The sequence below is a fragment of the Amycolatopsis sp. NPDC003676 genome, assembly GCF_053587275.1.
On sequence record NZ_JBSFNS010000148.1, the window covers coordinates 1 to 16120 of the forward strand.

Below are 16120 nucleotides of genomic sequence, written 5' to 3' on the forward strand. Positions count from 1 at the left end.
CAAGGCATCTTTCCCGCCTTGACAAGCACCTCCGCGCCGTAGTCACACTCAGCTTCGGGGTGCCCACCGCACCACTCAAAAGCAATGTCGCCGCCAGGCGACGAGCCGAACCCGGACAACCCCCCGACGAAGTCATCCGGCAACGGGAATCACCGAGGAGCGGACTGCTTCAAAACCACAGTCCTCTCCCCCAACGGCGCAGCCAACGCCACCGAAATCACCGGATGCCGCAGATCCATCGTGCACATCTGCCCGGTCTGCGCCTTGGTCTCGCTCAAATCCACGACAACCTTCTGGGCACTCTGCTCAACAGCCTCCCCAAGCGCGTGCCCACACCCCCCTTCCTCAGCCCGCACCACAAGCACGGTCCCCCCGTTATCGGAATAAACCTCCTTGGGAAACGTCTTAGGCAACGCCGCCCCGTCAACCCGGTTATCGGGAACCCGCTGTGCCCCTTGCGGAGGGTCGAACTGGGGTTTGCCCGGCGGCGGCACCGAGGTCGAGGTGCTGGCGCTCGCCGGCGCGCTCTCGGTCCCGGACGCTGGTGCGTTCGCCATGCTCGTCGGGCTGCCGCACGCGGCCGCCATCGTGAGCACCAGTGCCGCGCCCGCCAGTCGTGTCGTTCCGATCAGCTTCGTCGAGTACCTCATGATCCCTAGACGGATCGACCGCCCTCAGCGGTTGCACCCGATCTTCACGGACCCGGCTTCAACACCAATTCCCGTCCGCCCAGAGGCGCATCAAGCCGCACCGGCAATGAAATCTCCCGTATGTGCATCGGGCACATCTGTCCGTGCGGGGCCTTGGTAATCGTCACCAGTACGACAACCTGGGCAGCCGTCTGCTCCCCCGCCTTCGCACTGAGCTTGTCGCACCCGCCCTCTTCCGCCTGGATCACCACGACCGAGCCGCCCTCGGCGAGCGTGACGTCGTGCGGATACCCGGCCGGAAGCGCCGAAGCATTGACCTGTCCGGCAGCAGGCGCGGTATCCCCAGGCGGCACGCCCTGCGTAGGACGGCTCTTCGGCGGCCCCGACGCCGGCGGCGGCGCGACCGACGGGGATGAAGATGACGGCGGCGGCGAGGAAACCGACGCCGGACTGGACGCCGAGCCGGAGGAGGAAACCGGCGCGGCGGTAGTCCCGTTGCTTCCGCACGCCGCGACCGTCAGCAGCAGCGCGCTCGCTCCCACGATTTTCCCTGTTGTCCGCATGTATCGCGGACGGAATCGAGGGCCCGGAGGTTGCATCCCCGCGCTAAAACTATCTCACCGAGCGGAAGTCTTCCCCCGCACCAGCCCCAGCAGCACCACCCCGGCCAGCGTCACCACCAGCAACAGCACTGTGCTCGCCGACGCGAGAAACACCTGTCCCCGGTCGGTAAGGGAGAAAATGGTCGCCGGAAGCGTCCGCCAGTCCGGCGGATAAAGCATCATCGTCGCACCCAATTCGCCCATCGACATCGCCAGCGCCAAACCGGCCGAAGCAGACATCGCGGGCAGCAGCACCGGCAATCGGACCCGCAGCAGCACCCGCAGCGGACGCGCGCCGAGACTCGCCGCGGCCTGGGCGAGCAGCGGGTCAACGCGTTGCAGCGCGGCGGAAACCGTGCTGTACGCGAACGGCAGCAGGATCATCAGGTGTCCGGCGAGGACGATCCAGCGCGTGCCGTTGAACGCCACCGGCGGACGGCTGAACGCCACCAGCAACGCCAGCCCCAGCACCACCGAAGGCACCGCGATCGGCAGGTGGAACAGCGAATCCGCGATCCGGCGCAGCCGCGGCGGCGCGTGGTCGACGGCCAGCGCGGCCCAGGTCCCGATCAGCACCGAGACCAGCGACGTGATCACCCCGGTCTGCACGCTCACCGACAGGCTCGCGAACGTCTCGCCGGACAGCGCCTCGGCGTAATGCGCCCCGGTGAGCCCGCTGGGCAGCACGCCCGTCCAGCTCCCGGCGAACGACGCCAGCACGATCATCACCAGCGGCGCGGCCACCACGCCGAGAAAAACCACGCCGAACACCAGCCACACCAGCAACCGGCTACGCCGCGTCCACAGCAGCACGACGGCCTCCCCTCCCGACCACTCGCCGGTAAACCGTGTAGAGCACCAGCGACAGCACCACGTTCACCACCGCGACCACCGACGCGGCCGGGAAGTCGAAGGTGACGATTCCCTTGCCGTACACCAGCATCGGCAACGTCGAGACGCCCTTGGCACCAAGGAACAGCACGATGCCGAACTCGTTCATCGTCAACAGCAGCACCAGGCACGCGCCGGACGCGAGCGACGGCAACGCTTCCGGCAGCACGACCCGCCACAGCACCCGGCCCGGCCGCGCGCCAAGACTCGCCGCCACCTCCAGTTGTGCCGACGGAACTTGGCTGAACGCAGCAAGCGCGGGACGCATCACGAAGGGCGTATAGAAGGTGATCTCAGCCAGCAAAACACCCCATGGCGAGTACAGAAATCCGGCAGTGCCAAAGACTCCCGCGCCGCCGTAAAGGAACGTGAAGGCCAGTGCGATCAGGAACGACGGGAACGCCAGCACCGTGTCCACCAGCCGGGCCAGCAGGGTCGCGCCGGGAAACGGGACGAACGCGACAACCAGCGCGAGAAAGCCGCCGAGCAGCACGCAGCCGACCGTCGAACCCAAGGCCAGCAAGACCGTCTGCCACACCGCGCGGCCGAATTCCGGCGAAGACAGCACTTGCGTCCACACCGAAAGACCGAAACTGCCGTCCTGCGCGGTGAACGACTGCAGAATCACCAGCACGAGCGGGTAGCCGAAGAACCCGGCGACCACGATCGCGGGCGGCAGCAGCCAGCCGATCCGGTACCTGCGGGGCCGCGCGCCGCGACGGGCCGGGGCGAGCGCAGCGGTGCCGAGGGCGAGGCCGGTCATCCGCCCACCCCCACCAGCGGGCAACCGTCCGGAATGGACACTCCGACGCGGTCGCCGACCGCGGGCAGCACTGGGCTGTCCGGGACCTCGGCGCGGATGTCGCAGACCTCGTCGGTGAGCCGCAAGTCGAGCCGGTATCCGGAACCTCGCCACTGCACGCCCCGGACGAGCGCCGGGAAGGTGCCCGGTCCGGGTTCGCCGACCGAAATCCGGTGCGGCCGCACGCCGAGCGCCACCGGCCCCTCCGGCTGGAGCGTGCCGGACGGTTCGGCGGACAGCTCACGGCCAGCCAGCCGGACCGTCGCGACCGAGCCGTCCGCGCGCACCAATTCGACTGGGATCAGGTTCGCCGCGCCGAGGAAGCTCGCGGTGAACTCGGTGGCCGGGCGGCGGTAAAGCTGTTCGCACGGGCCGAGTTCGACCAGACGCGAGTCACGGAGCACGGCGATCCGATCCGCGAGTGCGAGCGCTTCGCTCTGGTCGTGCGTGACGTAGATCAGCGTCGTGTCCGGCAATTCGGCCCGCAGCCGCAGCAGTTCCGCGACCATGTCCTCGCGCAACGCGGCGTCCAATGCGGACAGTGGCTCGTCGAGCAGCAGCACGTTCGGCCGGATCGCCAGCGCCCGCGCCAGCGCGACCCGCTGCTGCTGCCCGCCGGACAACTCGCGGGGATAGCGGCGCGCGTACTCGCTCATCCCGACCAGCTCCAGCACCTCGCCGACACGCTTCGTCACGTCCGCGCGGCGCATTTTCCGCGCCTTCAGTCCAAACGCGACATTGTCCGCGACCCGCTGGTGCGGGAAGAGCGCGTAACTCTGCACCACCACGCCGAGGCCACGGCGATGCGGCGGCAGGTCGGTGACGTCCTGACCGTCGAGCAGCACCCGCCCGGCGCTCGGGCGGAGGAACCCGGCGAGCGCCTTGAGCGCGGTCGACTTGCCGGAGCCGGACGGTCCCAGCAACGCCAGCGTTTCGCCGCGCGCTACCGAAAGGTCCAGCGGGGCAAGTGCTTGCGTCGCTCCGAAGTGGACGGATACGCCGCGGAACTCTACTGCCGGAGTCACTGTCCGGTGGCCTTCCGGTACGCGGCGAGGTCGGCGTCGAGACGGCCGAGGACGGAGTTCCAGTCCGGGGTCCAAATGTCCACTCCGGACATCGCGGCGGTGATCTTCTCCGCCTTCGGGCCCTGCGGCTTGACGTCGGAGCGGGCCGGGATGCCGTACGCGTCGCTGGCCTTGGCCTGGGTTTCCGGCGAGAACAGGAAGTCGAGCAGCTTGCGGGCGTTGTCCGCGTGCGGCGCGTTGTTGACCAGACCGGCGAAGTACGGCAGCGCGAAGGTGGACCGCTTTCCCTGCGCGTCGGCCGGGAAGAACACCGAGAACCCGCCGCTCTTGTCGATCTCGGCGAGGTTCATCTGCAGGTCCCCGTTGGCGACGAGCACCTCGCCCTTCGCGACCTTCGGCTGCAGCTTGCCGGTGGACGACGACGGCCCGACGTTGTTCGCCTGCAGCTTGCCGAGGTATTCGAGCGCACCCTGGTCGCCGAAGACGTGCTGGGCCTGCAGCAGCACCGCGGTGCCGTCGCCCGCCTCCCCGGGCGTGGAGTACTGGAGCTTGCCCTTGTACTTCGGGTCGAGCAGATCGTTCCAGCTCTTCGGGGCCGGGTTCGCCTGCTGCGGGTTGTAGATGAAGCTGAGGTAGTTGTTCATCAGCGCGTAGTAGCGACCCTGCGGGTCCTTCTGCGCGGCCGGAACCTGGTCGACGCCCTTAGGCGCGGACGTCGCGAGCAGGCCTTCCTTCGCCGCCTGCTGCACAAACGGAGGCAGCGTCACCAGGACGTCGGCCTGGGTGTTGGCCTTTTCCTTGCCCACGCGCGAAACGACTTCGGCGGACCCGGCGGTAACTGCCTGGACGGTGATCCCGGTCTGCTGCTTGAACTCGGCGAACCGGGCGTTGTACCAGTCTTCAAGGCCGTCCGCGGTGTAGACGGTGACGGTCTGGTCGCCGGACGCGCCGCCCGCCGTGCCGCCGCACGCGGACAGCAGGCCGGCGAGGGTCGCGGCGAGAGCGACGACGGTCGCTTTCCGGATTCTCATGACTGGGTGGCTCCTTCAAGTTCTACGCTGTCGAGCACGGCGGGGAGGGCGGAGACGGAGTCGAGAACGTGGGTGGCGTGCGCGGCTTCCAGCTCGCCGCGGTTGCCGGCGCCGGTGAGCACTCCGGCGACGATTCCGGCACCGGCGGCGAGGCCGGTGCGGACATCAGTGGGGGTGTCGCCGACCACCGCGATGTTGCGGACGTCGGTGACCTGCAGTTTCAGTGCGACAGCAAGGATCAGGTCGGGATACGGACGGCCGCGCACGCCATCGCCGGGCGCGAGCGCGAGGTCGGCGAGGTCGTGCCAGCCGAGCGCGTCCAACAGCGCGCGCTGGGTGGTGGGCGCGAAGCCGGTGGTCAGCGCGACCCGGATGCCCTTCTCCCGCAGGCCGCGGATGGTTTCCTCGGCACCGGGAATCGGCTTGCACTCCCCGGCCGCGACCAGCCGTCCGTACGAGCCTTCGAACTCGGCGTTCGCGCACTGGGCGAGGTCTTCGTCGCCGAGCAGCGCGCGGAACACGGTGATCTTCGACTGGCCCATGGTTTTCCGGACGTAGTCGAGCATTCCCGCGTACCGTTCGTCCTCTTCGGACACTCCGGCGGCGGCGATCGCGGCGGTGAAAGCCCGTTCGACCAGTCCGTCGTCCGCGACGGTGGTTCCGGCCATGTCGAGCACGACGAGTTCGGTGGTCACCAGCCCAGCTCCTTTGCGGTGTCTTCGGCGATTGCGGGCGAGCAGGTCATGCCCCGGCCACCGGGGCCGGTGACGAGGAAAGCGTTGTCGGACAACCGTTCCCGGTGCACCACGGCGGCCTGGTCGGTTGCCTGCGCGTACACACCGGCCCAGCGACGGCGGATCCGCGGCAGTGGGCGGCCGAGTAGCGCGCTCGCTACTTCGGCGAGGTGTTCGTACGGGTCTTCGGTGACGTCGAAGGAGAACGGCTGCGCGTACTCGTGCGTGTCGCCGATGGTGAGCGAGCCGTCGCGACGCTGCACCATCAGCAGCTGCATCGCGTTCTGCGCGGCGATTTCACCCTGCGGCTGGCCTTCGTTCATCGCGTCGAGCGCCGTGCCACGGTAGGCCGGGTAGTACCGGAAGCTGTCGCCGTCCGCGACGCTGGTGGGCAACGGCTCGTCCAGCGGTTCGGTCTGCGCCATCTGCAACCGGACCCGCCGCACCGGGATCTCGCCCGCGATCTCGCGCACCAGCCCGCCGAGCCACGCGCCGGTGCAGAACACCACGACATCGCCTTCGTGGCGCTCACCGTGATCGTCGACGACGCCGTTTTCGGTCAGGTTCCGTACCTCACGGCCGGAAAGCCAGCTGTAACGTCCGCTCGCCTTGAGCGCTTCGCGGAGCGCAGGCTGCGCCGTCCGCGGCTCGACCGCCGCGTCGCGTTCGCACCACAACGCGCCAGCGAAGTTGCCGCGCAGAGCCGGGTTCAGCGCGCGGGTCTCCTGCGCGTCGAGGAGTTTGAAACCGCGCTCAGCCGCGCCCGGACCTGCGACGACCTCCTGCGCGACAGCCAGCTCGGCGTCGGTCCGGACGACCGTCAGCGAGCCGTTCGGCCGGAACCCCAGCGCGGGCACGCGTTCGCCGATCCGCTCCCACAGCTCCCGGGCGCGCACCGCCGTCTCCAGCTCCGGGCCGGCGGCGCGGCCGCCGACCCACACCAGCCCGAAGTTCCGGACGGACGCTCCGCGCGCCTCCGGCTCGCGTTCGAGCTGGAGGACTTCGTGGCCGCGTTCCACGGCCTGCCAGGCGTGCTGGGTGCCGAGCACGCCGCCGCCAACGATGATGATTCGCACGGCCGCAACAGTCGCCGCCCGCGCTCAACGGAGCCTGTCGGGACGGGGAACGCCAGGTGAAGCAGCCTCGAATATTGGACCGGATGAGTTACCGTTCTGTTATCTTCACAGTCGGCCCGCCGCGCCGAACACGCACACCGCCAGGATCACGACATTCGCCGCGACGTTGCGGTACTCCGCCGGGCGGTGCTCGGTGACGGCCAGCCTGGCGTGGCCCGCCATCGCGCCGACCATCACCACTGCCAGGCCGACTGCCGCCCACCCGGTGAGCGCCGGGGCGATCCCGGTCAGCCTCGGCAGGATCAGGCCGATCACCGCGACGAGTTCGCAGATCGCGGCGAAGCGCACGACCGGCATCGGATACGCGGCCACCCCGGTCTGCCCGCTCTCGATCAGCCGTTGCCGCGACATCGTCGACTTCAGCACGCCGGACAGGGCGAAGAGCAGGGCGAGAGCCGCCTGAGCGATCCACAGTGCGATGTCCATGGTTGTCCCTCCGTTCGATACCGAGGGGACGAACCAGCCGCGCCGGATGTGACAGCTACTCGACGCGGTTCAGTCGCGTGACGAAACTCAGCCGGTCACCGCGGTAAAGCGACCGGACCCGCTCGAACGGCTCGCCGTCCGGACCCCACGACACGCGGTGCATCAGCAGCATCGGCAATGCCGGGTTCGTGCCGATGAGCAGCGCTTCGCGGGGCGTCGCGAGCACGGTCTCCAGGCGTTCTTCCGCCCCGTCGAAGACCACGCCCAGTTCGTCGCGCAGGAACGCGTACAGCGACTGCTCCGGGTCGAAATCCTCGAGCAGCGTGGGGAACTTGTCGGCGCGGAGGAAGGTCGATTCGAGGCCGACGCGCTCGTCGTCGGCGAGCAGGACGCGTTCCAGGTGGATCACTTCGGCGGCCGGTTCGATCCGCAGGTCGGCGGCCAATCCGGTGCCCGCGGCGCGGCGTTCGAGCGTGATGAGCGTGCGGCCGGGCCGGATGCCTTGGCGGCGCAGGCCTTCGGTGTAGCTGACGAGCGCGAGCGGCTGGATCAGCTTCGGCGCGGCGACGTACGTGCCGCTCCCCTGCCGTCGCGACAGCCTGCCTTCGAGCACCAGCTCGCCCACCGCCTGCCGGACCGTCGCCCGGGACACTTCGAACCGCTCGCACAGTTCGCGTTCCGTGGGCAATGCACTGCCTTCGCCCAATTCGGCGATGACGGCCAGCAGTTCGACCTTCACGGCGTAGTAGCGCGGCACGCGGCCGTGATCCGGGATGCCGTCGCGGACCGGTCCGTCGGCGGACAGGCGGGACAGCGGCGAAGACGTGGGCACGAGACCCGAGCCTATGCCAGACGCGCGGCGCGTGGTTCGCTGTCTCGCGAACTGACGCCACGGGAGGACCCCCGCAATGCCTTTGGCCCGCCGGTTAGGCCTCGCTGACGCCGTTTTCATCGGACTTGGTTCGATGATCGGCGCCGGCGTTTTCGCCGCGTTCGCGCCCGCCGCGCGCGCCGCGGGTTCGGGATTGCTGCCCGCGCTCGCCGTGGCCGCGTTAGTCGCCTACTGCAACGCGACTTCTTCCGCCCGGCTTGCCGCGCTGTATCCGGAATCCGGTGGCACTTATGTGTACGGGCGCGCTCGGCTGGGTGAATTTTGGGGGTACATAGCAGGTTGGGGATTCGTCGCCGGGAAAACGGCTAGCTGTGCGGCTATGACGCTGACCGTTGTCGCCTACGCCGCTCCCGGGCTCGGGCAGCCTTGGCGGAGTTTGTTCGCGGTAGGCGTGATCGGCTTGGTCACCGGCGTGAATTATCTCGGCGTGCACCGGTCTGCTTTGGCTACTCGGGTGATCGTTTGCATCACTCTCGTGGTGCTTACCCTGGTCGCGGTTTTCGGCTTTTCCGGCACGCATGTTTCCCCGTGGACTCCGTTTCATGGCGGCGGAGTGCTCGAAGCGGCGGGATTGCTGTTCTTCGCGTTCGCCGGTTATGCCCGGCTGGCCACTCTCGGCGAGGAAGTCCGCGACCCGGCCCGCACGATTCCGCGGGCGATTCCGCTCGCGTTAGGACTGACTCTCGCGGTGTACGCCGTGGTGGCGGTGGTGCTGCTGGTGACATTGGGGCCGGACGGAATCGGCGCGAATCCCGATCCGCTGGCTGCCGCCGTGCCGTGGCTGTCGCCGGTGGTTCGCGTGGGCGCGGTGGTGGCCGCGTTGGGATCGTTGCTGGCGTTGGTGCTGGGCGTTTCGCGGACGACACTCGCAATGGCGCGGGACGGGCATCTGCCGCGGTTTCTGTCCGCAGTGCATCCTCGGTTCTCGGTGCCGCACCGGGCGGAGCTGACGGTCGGCGTGGTGGTCGCCGTGCTGGCGACGACGACGGATTTGCGTGGTGCGATCGGGTTTTCGTCTTTCGCGGTGCTCGCGTACTACGCGGTGGCGAACGCTTCTGCTCTGACGCTTCGCCGGGACGAAGGGGCCGCGCCGAAGGTGGTCGCGGCTGCCGGGTTGGCGGGGTGCGCGGTGCTGGCGTTCAGCTTGCCGATCGCTTCGGTGCTCAGCGGGTGTTTGGTGCTGGGGCTGGGCGTGGTGGCTTACTTCGTGCGTCGCCTCGGGGTTGCGCGCTGAGTTTTTGTTCTCTGGCACGGCTTCCGTCACGTCCGGTGCGCGAAAGTCCCCCTCGCTCCGCTTCGGCCTGGTTACTCCGATAATCATCGATCCCCAGGTCAAGGCTGCTTTTTACCGCTGCGCTGGGCGGTGAAATCTGCCGGATCCGGTGAAGAATCCGAAAGATCCGAAGAAAGTTGGTTGTCCACTTACCGCTGCTCTGGTGTAGTCGATTCGTCACTCACGCGACACCTCCCCGCCCCAGGGAGCGGAAGCTCCACAGTGGACACCGGAAGGACAATCCCCTTGGCCGACAAGAGAAACTTCAGCATGCTCACGCGAGTCCTGGCAGGCGCGGCAGCGCTCGCGGCCGCCGCCGGGTTCGCGACGCCCGCCGTGGCGTCGACGACGCCGTCGCCGGGCGCGGAGCCTCAGGTCGTCGGCGGAACTCGCGCCAGCCAGGGGGAATTCCCGTGGATGGTCCGGCTTTCGATGGGCTGCGGCGGCGCCCTGTACACGAACCAGATCGTGCTGACCGCCGCGCACTGCGTCGACCGCACCGGAGCGGACTCGTCGATCACCGCGACGCTCGGCGTGGTCGATCTGCAGAGTTCGAGCGCGAAAAAGGTGCGCTCGACCTACGTCTACCGCTCCCCGACGTACGACTCCACCGGCGGCGACTGGGCGCTGATCAAGCTGGCGAGCCCGGTGAGCGGGATTCCGACGCTGCCGATCGCGAAGAACGCCGACAACAACTCCGGAACGTTCACCATCGCCGGCTGGGGCGCGGCCCAGGAAGGCGGGGCGCAGCAGCGGTACCTGCTGAAGGCCGAGGTCCCGTTCGTGGACGACTCGACGTGCCAGTCCCAGGGCGGCTCCTATGCCGACCTGAAGCCGGACGCGGAATTGTGCGCGGGCAAGCTGGACACCGGCGGAGTCGACACGTGCCAGGGCGACTCCGGCGGCCCGATGTTCCGCCGCGACGGAGCGGGCGAATGGATCCAGGTAGGCATCGTCAGCTGGGGCGACGGCTGCGCCAGGGCCCACGCACCCGGCGTGTACACCGAGGTGAGCTCGTTCGCGTCTGATATCGCCGCGGCGGCGGGGAAGATCTGACCCCTGTTTGCTGAGATCGAACACTGAGCCGGACCGGGTGCGGGACTCCGACGGGGTTCCGCGCCCGGCTTCGTGCGGTTCTTCCGTGCCAGCAGAAGCATTCGGGCGAGCTGGATCCCGCCGCGCGAACACCTATGACTGGCGGGCGCACGCCCCAGTCACGGATCGCCTCACCCGGGGCGAAGCCCGCGATTGCTGGCCGCCCGTCGGACTTTCCTCGCGCTCCGCCGGAGCGCCGAACAACTCAAGATTCTCGCCAGAAACCGCGAGGCCAGGCACCCCACAGTTGCCCGACATTCCGGCCCCCGACAGTCGCGAAGCACGGCAAGCACCGAACGACGCATAATCCCGCCGCCCCGACCACCGCCGAACCAGCGCGAAGCCGAGCATCAAACCTTACGAACTCGCCATGCAGCTCCCCGGTGGCACCGAAGCACGACGAGCACCGGGCAACGCATAATCCGCCCCGGCCGCCGCCAGACCGAGCGAGGCCGAGTACCTAGCCTCAGGAAGCTGGCCCCCTGCGGCGCCGAAGAGCGGGAGCCAGAAACCCCGAAGGCCCAGCACTAACCCGCCGGAAGGCCGACGTTCCGCTCCTCCAAAGCCCCCCGCAGCTCAGCCAGTACCGAAATAACCGACTCGGCCCGATCCGAGGTCACCACCGAGCCAATCAGCGCCTCGAGCTGCGTCTGGAAAGTCTCCTCCGCCGCCCCCGCCAGATCCCGGCCGCTCGGCGTCAGCTCGACCAGCGACGACCGTCGGTCCTCGGGATTCGGCACCCGGCGCACCCAGCCTCGCGCTTCGAGGCGGTCGATGCCCTTGCTCGTCGCCCCGATGCCGACGGCGAAGTTCACCGCGAGGTCGGCAACCCGCGACTGCGGATGCTGCCCCAGATATCGCAGGAACTCGAACTGCGAAGCGACGATCCCGTGCTCGGCCTTGAGCCGCTCGCCCAGCGCGTTGTAGATCCGGGTCTCGCAGCGCACCAGATGGTCGAAGAGCTGCTCGTTTGCCGAAGTACCTGCCACGGCATATAGTCTATCATTACATGCCTCGGCATATACTTCCGCAGAATCTTCAGGAGCACAGATGAGCAGGGAACAACGCCGCGCGATCGACGAGCAGCTGCGGCGGACGCCGAAGGGGGCCGGCCCGGCGCCGGTCGAGCAGATGCGGGCCGGGTTCGCCGCGTTGATGAGCGAGTTTCCCGTCCCCGCCGAGCCGCGGCAAAGCGGCGCCACGCTCGCTGGGCGGCCAGCGATCCTTGTCGAACCGGCAGCAGACCCGCGACCGGGCACGATCCTGTACTTCCACGGCGGATCGTTCTCGCTGGGATCCCCGCACACCGCGATGGCGCTGACGGCGAATCTCGTTCTGCGCACTGGAATCCGCGCGCTCTCGCTGGACTACCGGCTCGCGCCCGAGCATCCGTTCCCGGCCGGGATCGAGGACTGTCTCGCCGCTTACCGGAGCCTTCTGGAGGAGAATGACCCGTCCTCGATCGTCTTCGCGGGCGACTCCGCGGGCGGCGGACTCGCCGTGACCACGACTCTGGCCGCCCGCGACGCGGGGCTGCCGATGCCCGCCGGGATCGTCGCGTTCTCGCCGGGGCTGGACCACACCCGCACCGGGGCATCGATGGAGACGAAGGAAGCCGTCGATCCCTTCTTCACCAGGGAAGGCATGGCCCACACCGCCGAGCTGTACCTGGCCGGCGCGGACCCCGCCCAGCCGCTCCTCGCCCCGGCGGTCCACGCCGACCTGACCGGTTTCCCGCCGATCCTGCTGCAGGTCGGCGGGAACGAAATCCTGCTCGACGACTCGGTCCGGCTGGCGGAACGCGCGCGCGACGCGGACGTCGACGTGATCCTCGACATCACCGCCGACGTCCCGCACGTCTTCCACACCTTCACCGACACCCTCGACGAAGCAGGGCAAGCCCTCGACCGGGCCGCCCTCTTCATCAAGCAGCGACTCGCCTGAATCTCAGCGGATCTTGTCCAGCCGGGAAACCGTCTCCTCGAATTCCTGCACCAGATCCGCCATCACCTCGGCGACCGGGCGGACCCGGTTCATCCTGCCGACGATCTGGCCCACCGGCATCGACACCACCGACGGGTCCGCGGCGGCGTGGATCCGGTTGTGGGCGTGGGAAACCAGTAGGTTCTGCAACGGCATCGGCAGCGGTTCCGGCGCGCCCGGCGCTGCCCACGCCTCGGTCCAGCGGGTCTTCAACAGGCGAGCCGGTTTGCCGGTGTAGATCCGGGTTCGGACGGTGTCCGCGGAGGTCGCTTCCACCAAGGCGTTCTGCATCGCCTCCGATTCGGGCATCGTTTGGAGGTATTCCTGCGTCGCGAGCCAGTATGAGCCCATCCACGCGCCCGAAGCGCCCAACGCCAGCGCGGCGGCGACCTGGCGGCCGGAGCCGATGCCTCCGGCTGCCAGCACCGGGGCGCGGTCGCCGACGGCGTCGACGATTTCCGGGACCAGCACCATGGTCGCGATTTCGCCGGTGTGGCCGCCTGCCTCATGTCCTTGCGCGACAACGAGATCCACGCCGTTGTCAACGTGGCGAGCGGCGTGCGAGCCCTTGCCCGCCAGCGCCGCCACCGGGACGCCTGCGTCGTGCGCGCGGGTGATGACGTCAGTCGGGGGCGAGCCCAAAGCGTTGGCGATGAGGCTGATCCGGTGGTTCAGCGCGACGTCCACATGGGACCGGGCGACCGAGTGCAGCCAACCGAGGACACCGGCTCGTTCGTCGGTGTCGTCGGGCAGCGACGGGACCGCGAGGTCCTTCAGCACTTTATCGACAAACGCCCGGTGGCCCGGCGGGATCAGCTCGTTCAGGTCGGTCTGGGTGCCTTCGGAAGGGATCTTCGCCGGCATCACGATGTCGACGCCGTAAGGCTTTCCGTCGGTGTTCTCGTCCATCCAGGACAGCACCGCGTCGAGTTCGGCGGCGTCGTTGAACCGGACGCAGCCCAGCACGCCCATGCCGCCCGCGCGGCTGATCGCGGCCGCGACGTGTTCCGACGGGGTGAATCCGAAGATCGGCACCTCGATGCCGAACCGGTCGCACAACGATGTGCGCATGCGCCCTCCTAGGCGGGTTCGTGTTCGGCGGCGTACCGCTGGGCCCACGGGTAATCCGGCTTGCCGCTCGGCGAACGGCCGATTTCCTCGGCCAGCCACACCGTGCGCGGCACCTTGTATCCGGCGACCTCGGTCCGCACGTGCGCTTCCAGCGCGGCCAGATCCGGCTGGACGCCGGGGCGCGGCTGGACCACGGCGGCGACGCGTTGGCCGAGCCGGTCGTCCGGGATGCCGATGACCAGTGCGTCGAAAACGTCCGGGTGCGATTTCAGCGCGCCCTCGACTTCTTCCGGATACACCTTTTCGCCGCCGGTGTTGACGCACTGCGATCCGCGGCCCAGCAACGTGACCGTGCCGTCTTCCTCGTAGCGCGCGTAGTCGCCGGGCACGACGTAACGGACGCCGTCCACTTCGGTGAAAATGGTGCGGGTTTTCTCCGGGTCGCCGTAATAGCCGATCGGGACGTGGCCGCGGCGTCCGATCAGCCCGATGGCGCCCGGCTTCGGTTCGACCACGTTGCCGTCGTCGTCCAGCAGGATGGCGTCCTTGCCGAAGTTCACGCGCGGGCCCGCGGAATGGTCGGAATCCTTGCCCACCATGCCGATTCCGGTGAATCCGCTCTCCGACGAACCGATCGCGTCGGTGATCACGACGTTCGGCAGCATCTCGAGGAATTCCTGCTTCACCGAATGCGAGAACAGCGCCGCGTGGCTCGACACCGCGACGAGCGACGACGCGTCGTACTCGCCGGAGCGGTAGGCGTCCACGAGGGGCCGCGCCATCGCGTCGCCGACGATCGTCAGCACCTGCACCTTGTGTTCCTGCACCGCACGCCACACGTCGTGCGCGTCGAACTGCGGGACGAACACCACCGGGCTGCCGGTGAACAGCGCGCCGAACGCGGCCCACTGCGCCGCACCGTGGATCAGCGGCGCGGCCGGCAGGCGCACGAGCGAACCGGCTTTGCCCTGTTCGCTGAGCGTCCACTCGTCGGGCACGTACTCGCCGGTGACGAAGTTGATGCCGCCGCCCAGCGCGCGCCAGATGTCCTCGTGCCGCCACAGCACCCCTTTGGGGTAACCGGTGGTGCCGCCGGTGTAGAGGATGTACAGGTCGTCGGCGCTGCGCTCGCCGAAGTCGCGTTCGTCCGACTCGCCCGCGAGCGCCGCCTCGTACTCGACGCCCGTCTCGTACGGGGTGTCCGAACCGTCCTCGACGACTACAACGTGTTTCAGTTTCGGCGTTTCCGGAAGCACTGCCGCCACCCGGTCGGAGTAGCGCCGCTCGTGCACCAGCGCCACCAGGTCGGCGTTGGTGAACAGATAGCGGAGTTCTCCGTGGACGTAGCGGTAGTTCACGTTCACCGCGATCGCGCGCAGCTTGTACGCGGCGAACATGGCTTCCAGCGCCTCGATGGAGTTCCGGGAATAGACACCGATGTGGGAGCCGGGTCCCACGCCGTGCGCGGCCAGGTGGTGCGCCAGCCGGTTCGCGCGCTTCTCCAGTTGCGCGAAGGTGACCTGGCGTCCGCCGCACACGACCGCGACGCGTTCCGGCACGGCGTCGACGGCGTGCTCGAGTAGATCCGCGATGTTGAGTGCCACGCACCCAAAGTAGAACATGTTATCGTTCTGGGCAATGACCCCGGCCCGTTATTAAGGAGGCCCCGGTGGCCGAACCCCACGCACTCGTCAGCCTCGAAGGCCACACGCTCGTGGTGACGATGAACCGCCCGGAAGCCCGCAACGCCCTCACCGGCGAGATGCTTTCGATCATGGTCGACGCCTGGGACCGAGTGGATTCGGACGACCAGGTCCGCAGCTGCATCCTGACTGGCGCCGGTGGAGCGTTCTGCGCGGGCGCGGACCTGAAATCCATGTCCCGCAACGCCCCCGACAAGTCGTTCTCGAACGGCTCCTTCGACCCGAGCCGCATCGAGGGCCTGTTAAAGGGCCGCCGTCTCACGAAGCCGCTCATCGCCGCCGTCGAAGGCCCAGCCATCGCGGGCGGTACGGAAATCCTGCAGGGAACAGACATTCGGGTGGCGGCGGAAAGCGCGAAGTTCGGCGTCTCCGAACCCCGCTGGGGCCTGTTCCCGATGGGCGGCTCGGCCGTGCGGCTGCCCAGGCAAATCCCGTACACCGTCGCCGCCGACCTCCTCCTCACCGGCCGGCACATCACCGCCGCGGAGGCACGCGACATCGGCCTGGTAGGCCACGTCGTCCCCGACGGTCAAGCGCTGGCTCGCGCGCTGGAACTCGCTGACCTGATCAACGACAACGGCCCCCTGGCGATACGCGCGATCCTCAAGACCATCCGCGACACCGAGGGCATGCACGAGGAGGAAGCCTTCAAGCTGGACGCCAAGTACGGCATCGAAGTCTTCGCCTCCGCCGACGCGAAGGAAGGCAGCGTAGGCTACGACGTCACTTTCGCCCTGGACGCCACCTTCACCTTCGCATTGGAAGGCCCAGACGGCACCACCCTGACCGGAGAAGAACTGTCCCGA

The 16120-nt window shown here is 68.5% G+C and carries 17 protein-coding genes; 4 read left to right on the top strand and 13 right to left on the bottom strand.

Annotation, left to right across the window (positions count from 1 at the left end):
* Positions 1 to 149 precede the first annotated feature (149 nt).
* From ACWDNU_RS41180 to ACWDNU_RS41225, 10 genes are all read right to left on the bottom strand, one after another.
* Complete coding sequence (locus ACWDNU_RS41180) at positions 150 to 650, bottom strand: hypothetical protein (protein ID WP_370938923.1); 501 nt, start codon at positions 648 to 650, stop codon at positions 150 to 152.
* A gap of 44 nt (positions 651 to 694) precedes the next feature.
* Complete coding sequence (locus tag ACWDNU_RS41185) at positions 695 to 1192, bottom strand: hypothetical protein (protein ID WP_370938924.1); 498 nt, start codon at positions 1190 to 1192, stop codon at positions 695 to 697.
* Between the two features lie 75 nt (positions 1193 to 1267).
* Complete coding sequence (locus tag ACWDNU_RS41190) at positions 1268 to 2065, bottom strand: ABC transporter permease (RefSeq protein ID WP_449672836.1); 798 nt, start codon at positions 2063 to 2065, stop codon at positions 1268 to 1270.
* The gene (locus tag ACWDNU_RS41195; protein WP_370938926.1) at positions 2043 to 2906 is read right to left on the bottom strand and encodes a 2-aminoethylphosphonate ABC transporter permease subunit; all 864 of its coding nucleotides are present in this window, start codon (positions 2904 to 2906) and stop codon (positions 2043 to 2045) included. Before ACWDNU_RS41195 ends, ACWDNU_RS41190 begins: the two co-directional genes overlap by 23 nt.
* Entirely contained in the window at positions 2903 to 3970 is a 1068-nt protein-coding gene (locus tag ACWDNU_RS41200) for an ABC transporter ATP-binding protein (RefSeq protein ID WP_449672838.1), read from the bottom strand. Before ACWDNU_RS41200 ends, ACWDNU_RS41195 begins: the two co-directional genes overlap by 4 nt.
* Complete coding sequence (locus ACWDNU_RS41205) at positions 3967 to 5001, bottom strand: 2-aminoethylphosphonate ABC transporter substrate-binding protein (protein ID WP_449672839.1); 1035 nt, start codon at positions 4999 to 5001, stop codon at positions 3967 to 3969. Before ACWDNU_RS41205 ends, ACWDNU_RS41200 begins: the two co-directional genes overlap by 4 nt.
* Positions 4998 to 5699, bottom strand: coding sequence for a phosphonatase-like hydrolase (locus tag ACWDNU_RS41210; protein WP_449672849.1), 702 nt, complete (start codon positions 5697 to 5699; stop codon positions 4998 to 5000). Before ACWDNU_RS41210 ends, ACWDNU_RS41205 begins: the two co-directional genes overlap by 4 nt.
* On the bottom strand, positions 5693 to 6811 hold the full coding sequence (locus tag ACWDNU_RS41215; RefSeq protein WP_370938930.1) for a TIGR03364 family FAD-dependent oxidoreductase: 1119 nt from the start codon (positions 6809 to 6811) through the stop codon (positions 5693 to 5695). Before ACWDNU_RS41215 ends, ACWDNU_RS41210 begins: the two co-directional genes overlap by 7 nt.
* A 105-nt stretch (positions 6812 to 6916) precedes the next feature.
* Entirely contained in the window at positions 6917 to 7297 is a 381-nt protein-coding gene (locus ACWDNU_RS41220) for a DoxX family protein (protein ID WP_449672840.1), read from the bottom strand.
* A gap of 55 nt (positions 7298 to 7352) precedes the next feature.
* The gene (locus tag ACWDNU_RS41225; RefSeq protein ID WP_449672841.1) at positions 7353 to 8129 is read right to left on the bottom strand and encodes a GntR family transcriptional regulator; all 777 of its coding nucleotides are present in this window, start codon (positions 8127 to 8129) and stop codon (positions 7353 to 7355) included.
* Positions 8130 to 8205: 76 nt separating this feature from the next.
* Here ACWDNU_RS41225 and ACWDNU_RS41230 point away from each other — a divergent pair, with 76 nt between their 5' ends.
* Positions 8206 to 9423, top strand: a complete 1218-nt coding sequence (locus tag ACWDNU_RS41230; protein WP_449672842.1) for an APC family permease — start codon at positions 8206 to 8208, stop codon at positions 9421 to 9423.
* A gap of 285 nt (positions 9424 to 9708) precedes the next feature.
* Positions 9709 to 10518: a S1 family peptidase gene (locus ACWDNU_RS41235; protein WP_449672843.1), complete on the top strand. Its 810-nt coding sequence runs from the start codon at positions 9709 to 9711 to the stop codon at positions 10516 to 10518.
* A gap of 566 nt (positions 10519 to 11084) precedes the next feature.
* Here ACWDNU_RS41235 and ACWDNU_RS41240 read toward each other — a convergent pair.
* Positions 11085 to 11546: a MarR family winged helix-turn-helix transcriptional regulator gene (locus tag ACWDNU_RS41240; protein WP_449672844.1), complete on the bottom strand. Its 462-nt coding sequence runs from the start codon at positions 11544 to 11546 to the stop codon at positions 11085 to 11087.
* A gap of 61 nt (positions 11547 to 11607) precedes the next feature.
* On the opposite strand from ACWDNU_RS41240, the gene ACWDNU_RS41245 reads away from it, so the two are divergent.
* Positions 11608 to 12501, top strand: coding sequence for an alpha/beta hydrolase (locus tag ACWDNU_RS41245; RefSeq protein WP_449672845.1), 894 nt, complete (start codon positions 11608 to 11610; stop codon positions 12499 to 12501).
* Between the two features lie 3 nt (positions 12502 to 12504).
* Here ACWDNU_RS41245 and ACWDNU_RS41250 read toward each other — a convergent pair whose 3' ends face one another.
* Together ACWDNU_RS41250 and ACWDNU_RS41255 are read right to left on the bottom strand one after the other, a co-directional pair.
* On the bottom strand, positions 12505 to 13611 hold the full coding sequence (locus ACWDNU_RS41250) for an NAD(P)H-dependent flavin oxidoreductase (protein ID WP_449672846.1): 1107 nt from the start codon (positions 13609 to 13611) through the stop codon (positions 12505 to 12507).
* An 8-nt stretch (positions 13612 to 13619) separates the two neighbouring features.
* Complete coding sequence (locus tag ACWDNU_RS41255; RefSeq protein ID WP_449672847.1) at positions 13620 to 15215, bottom strand: acyl-CoA synthetase; 1596 nt, start codon at positions 15213 to 15215, stop codon at positions 13620 to 13622.
* 65 nt (positions 15216 to 15280) lie between these two features.
* Between ACWDNU_RS41255 and ACWDNU_RS41260 the strand changes: the two genes are divergently transcribed.
* Positions 15281 to 16120 (top strand): crotonase/enoyl-CoA hydratase family protein (locus tag ACWDNU_RS41260; RefSeq protein WP_449672848.1); only part of this gene is annotated, 840 nt, incomplete at its 3' end.

Excerpts from the sequence above, each read along its gene's own strand:
- ACWDNU_RS41180 (WP_370938923.1), bottom strand. The coding sequence starts at position 650 with ATGAGGTACTCGACGAAGCTGATCGGAACGACACGACTGGCGGGCGCG.
- ACWDNU_RS41195 (WP_370938926.1), bottom strand. The coding sequence starts at position 2,906 with ATGACCGGCCTCGCCCTCGGCACCGCTGCGCTCGCCCCGGCCCGTCGC.
- ACWDNU_RS41205 (WP_449672839.1), bottom strand. The coding sequence starts at position 5,001 with ATGAGAATCCGGAAAGCGACCGTCGTCGCTCTCGCCGCGACCCTCGCC.
- ACWDNU_RS41220 (WP_449672840.1), bottom strand. The coding sequence starts at position 7,297 with ATGGACATCGCACTGTGGATCGCTCAGGCGGCTCTCGCCCTGCTCTTC.
- ACWDNU_RS41230 (WP_449672842.1), top strand. The coding sequence starts at position 8,206 with ATGCCTTTGGCCCGCCGGTTAGGCCTCGCTGACGCCGTTTTCATCGGA.
- ACWDNU_RS41245 (WP_449672845.1), top strand. The coding sequence starts at position 11,608 with ATGAGCAGGGAACAACGCCGCGCGATCGACGAGCAGCTGCGGCGGACG.
- ACWDNU_RS41250 (WP_449672846.1), bottom strand. The coding sequence starts at position 13,611 with ATGCGCACATCGTTGTGCGACCGGTTCGGCATCGAGGTGCCGATCTTC.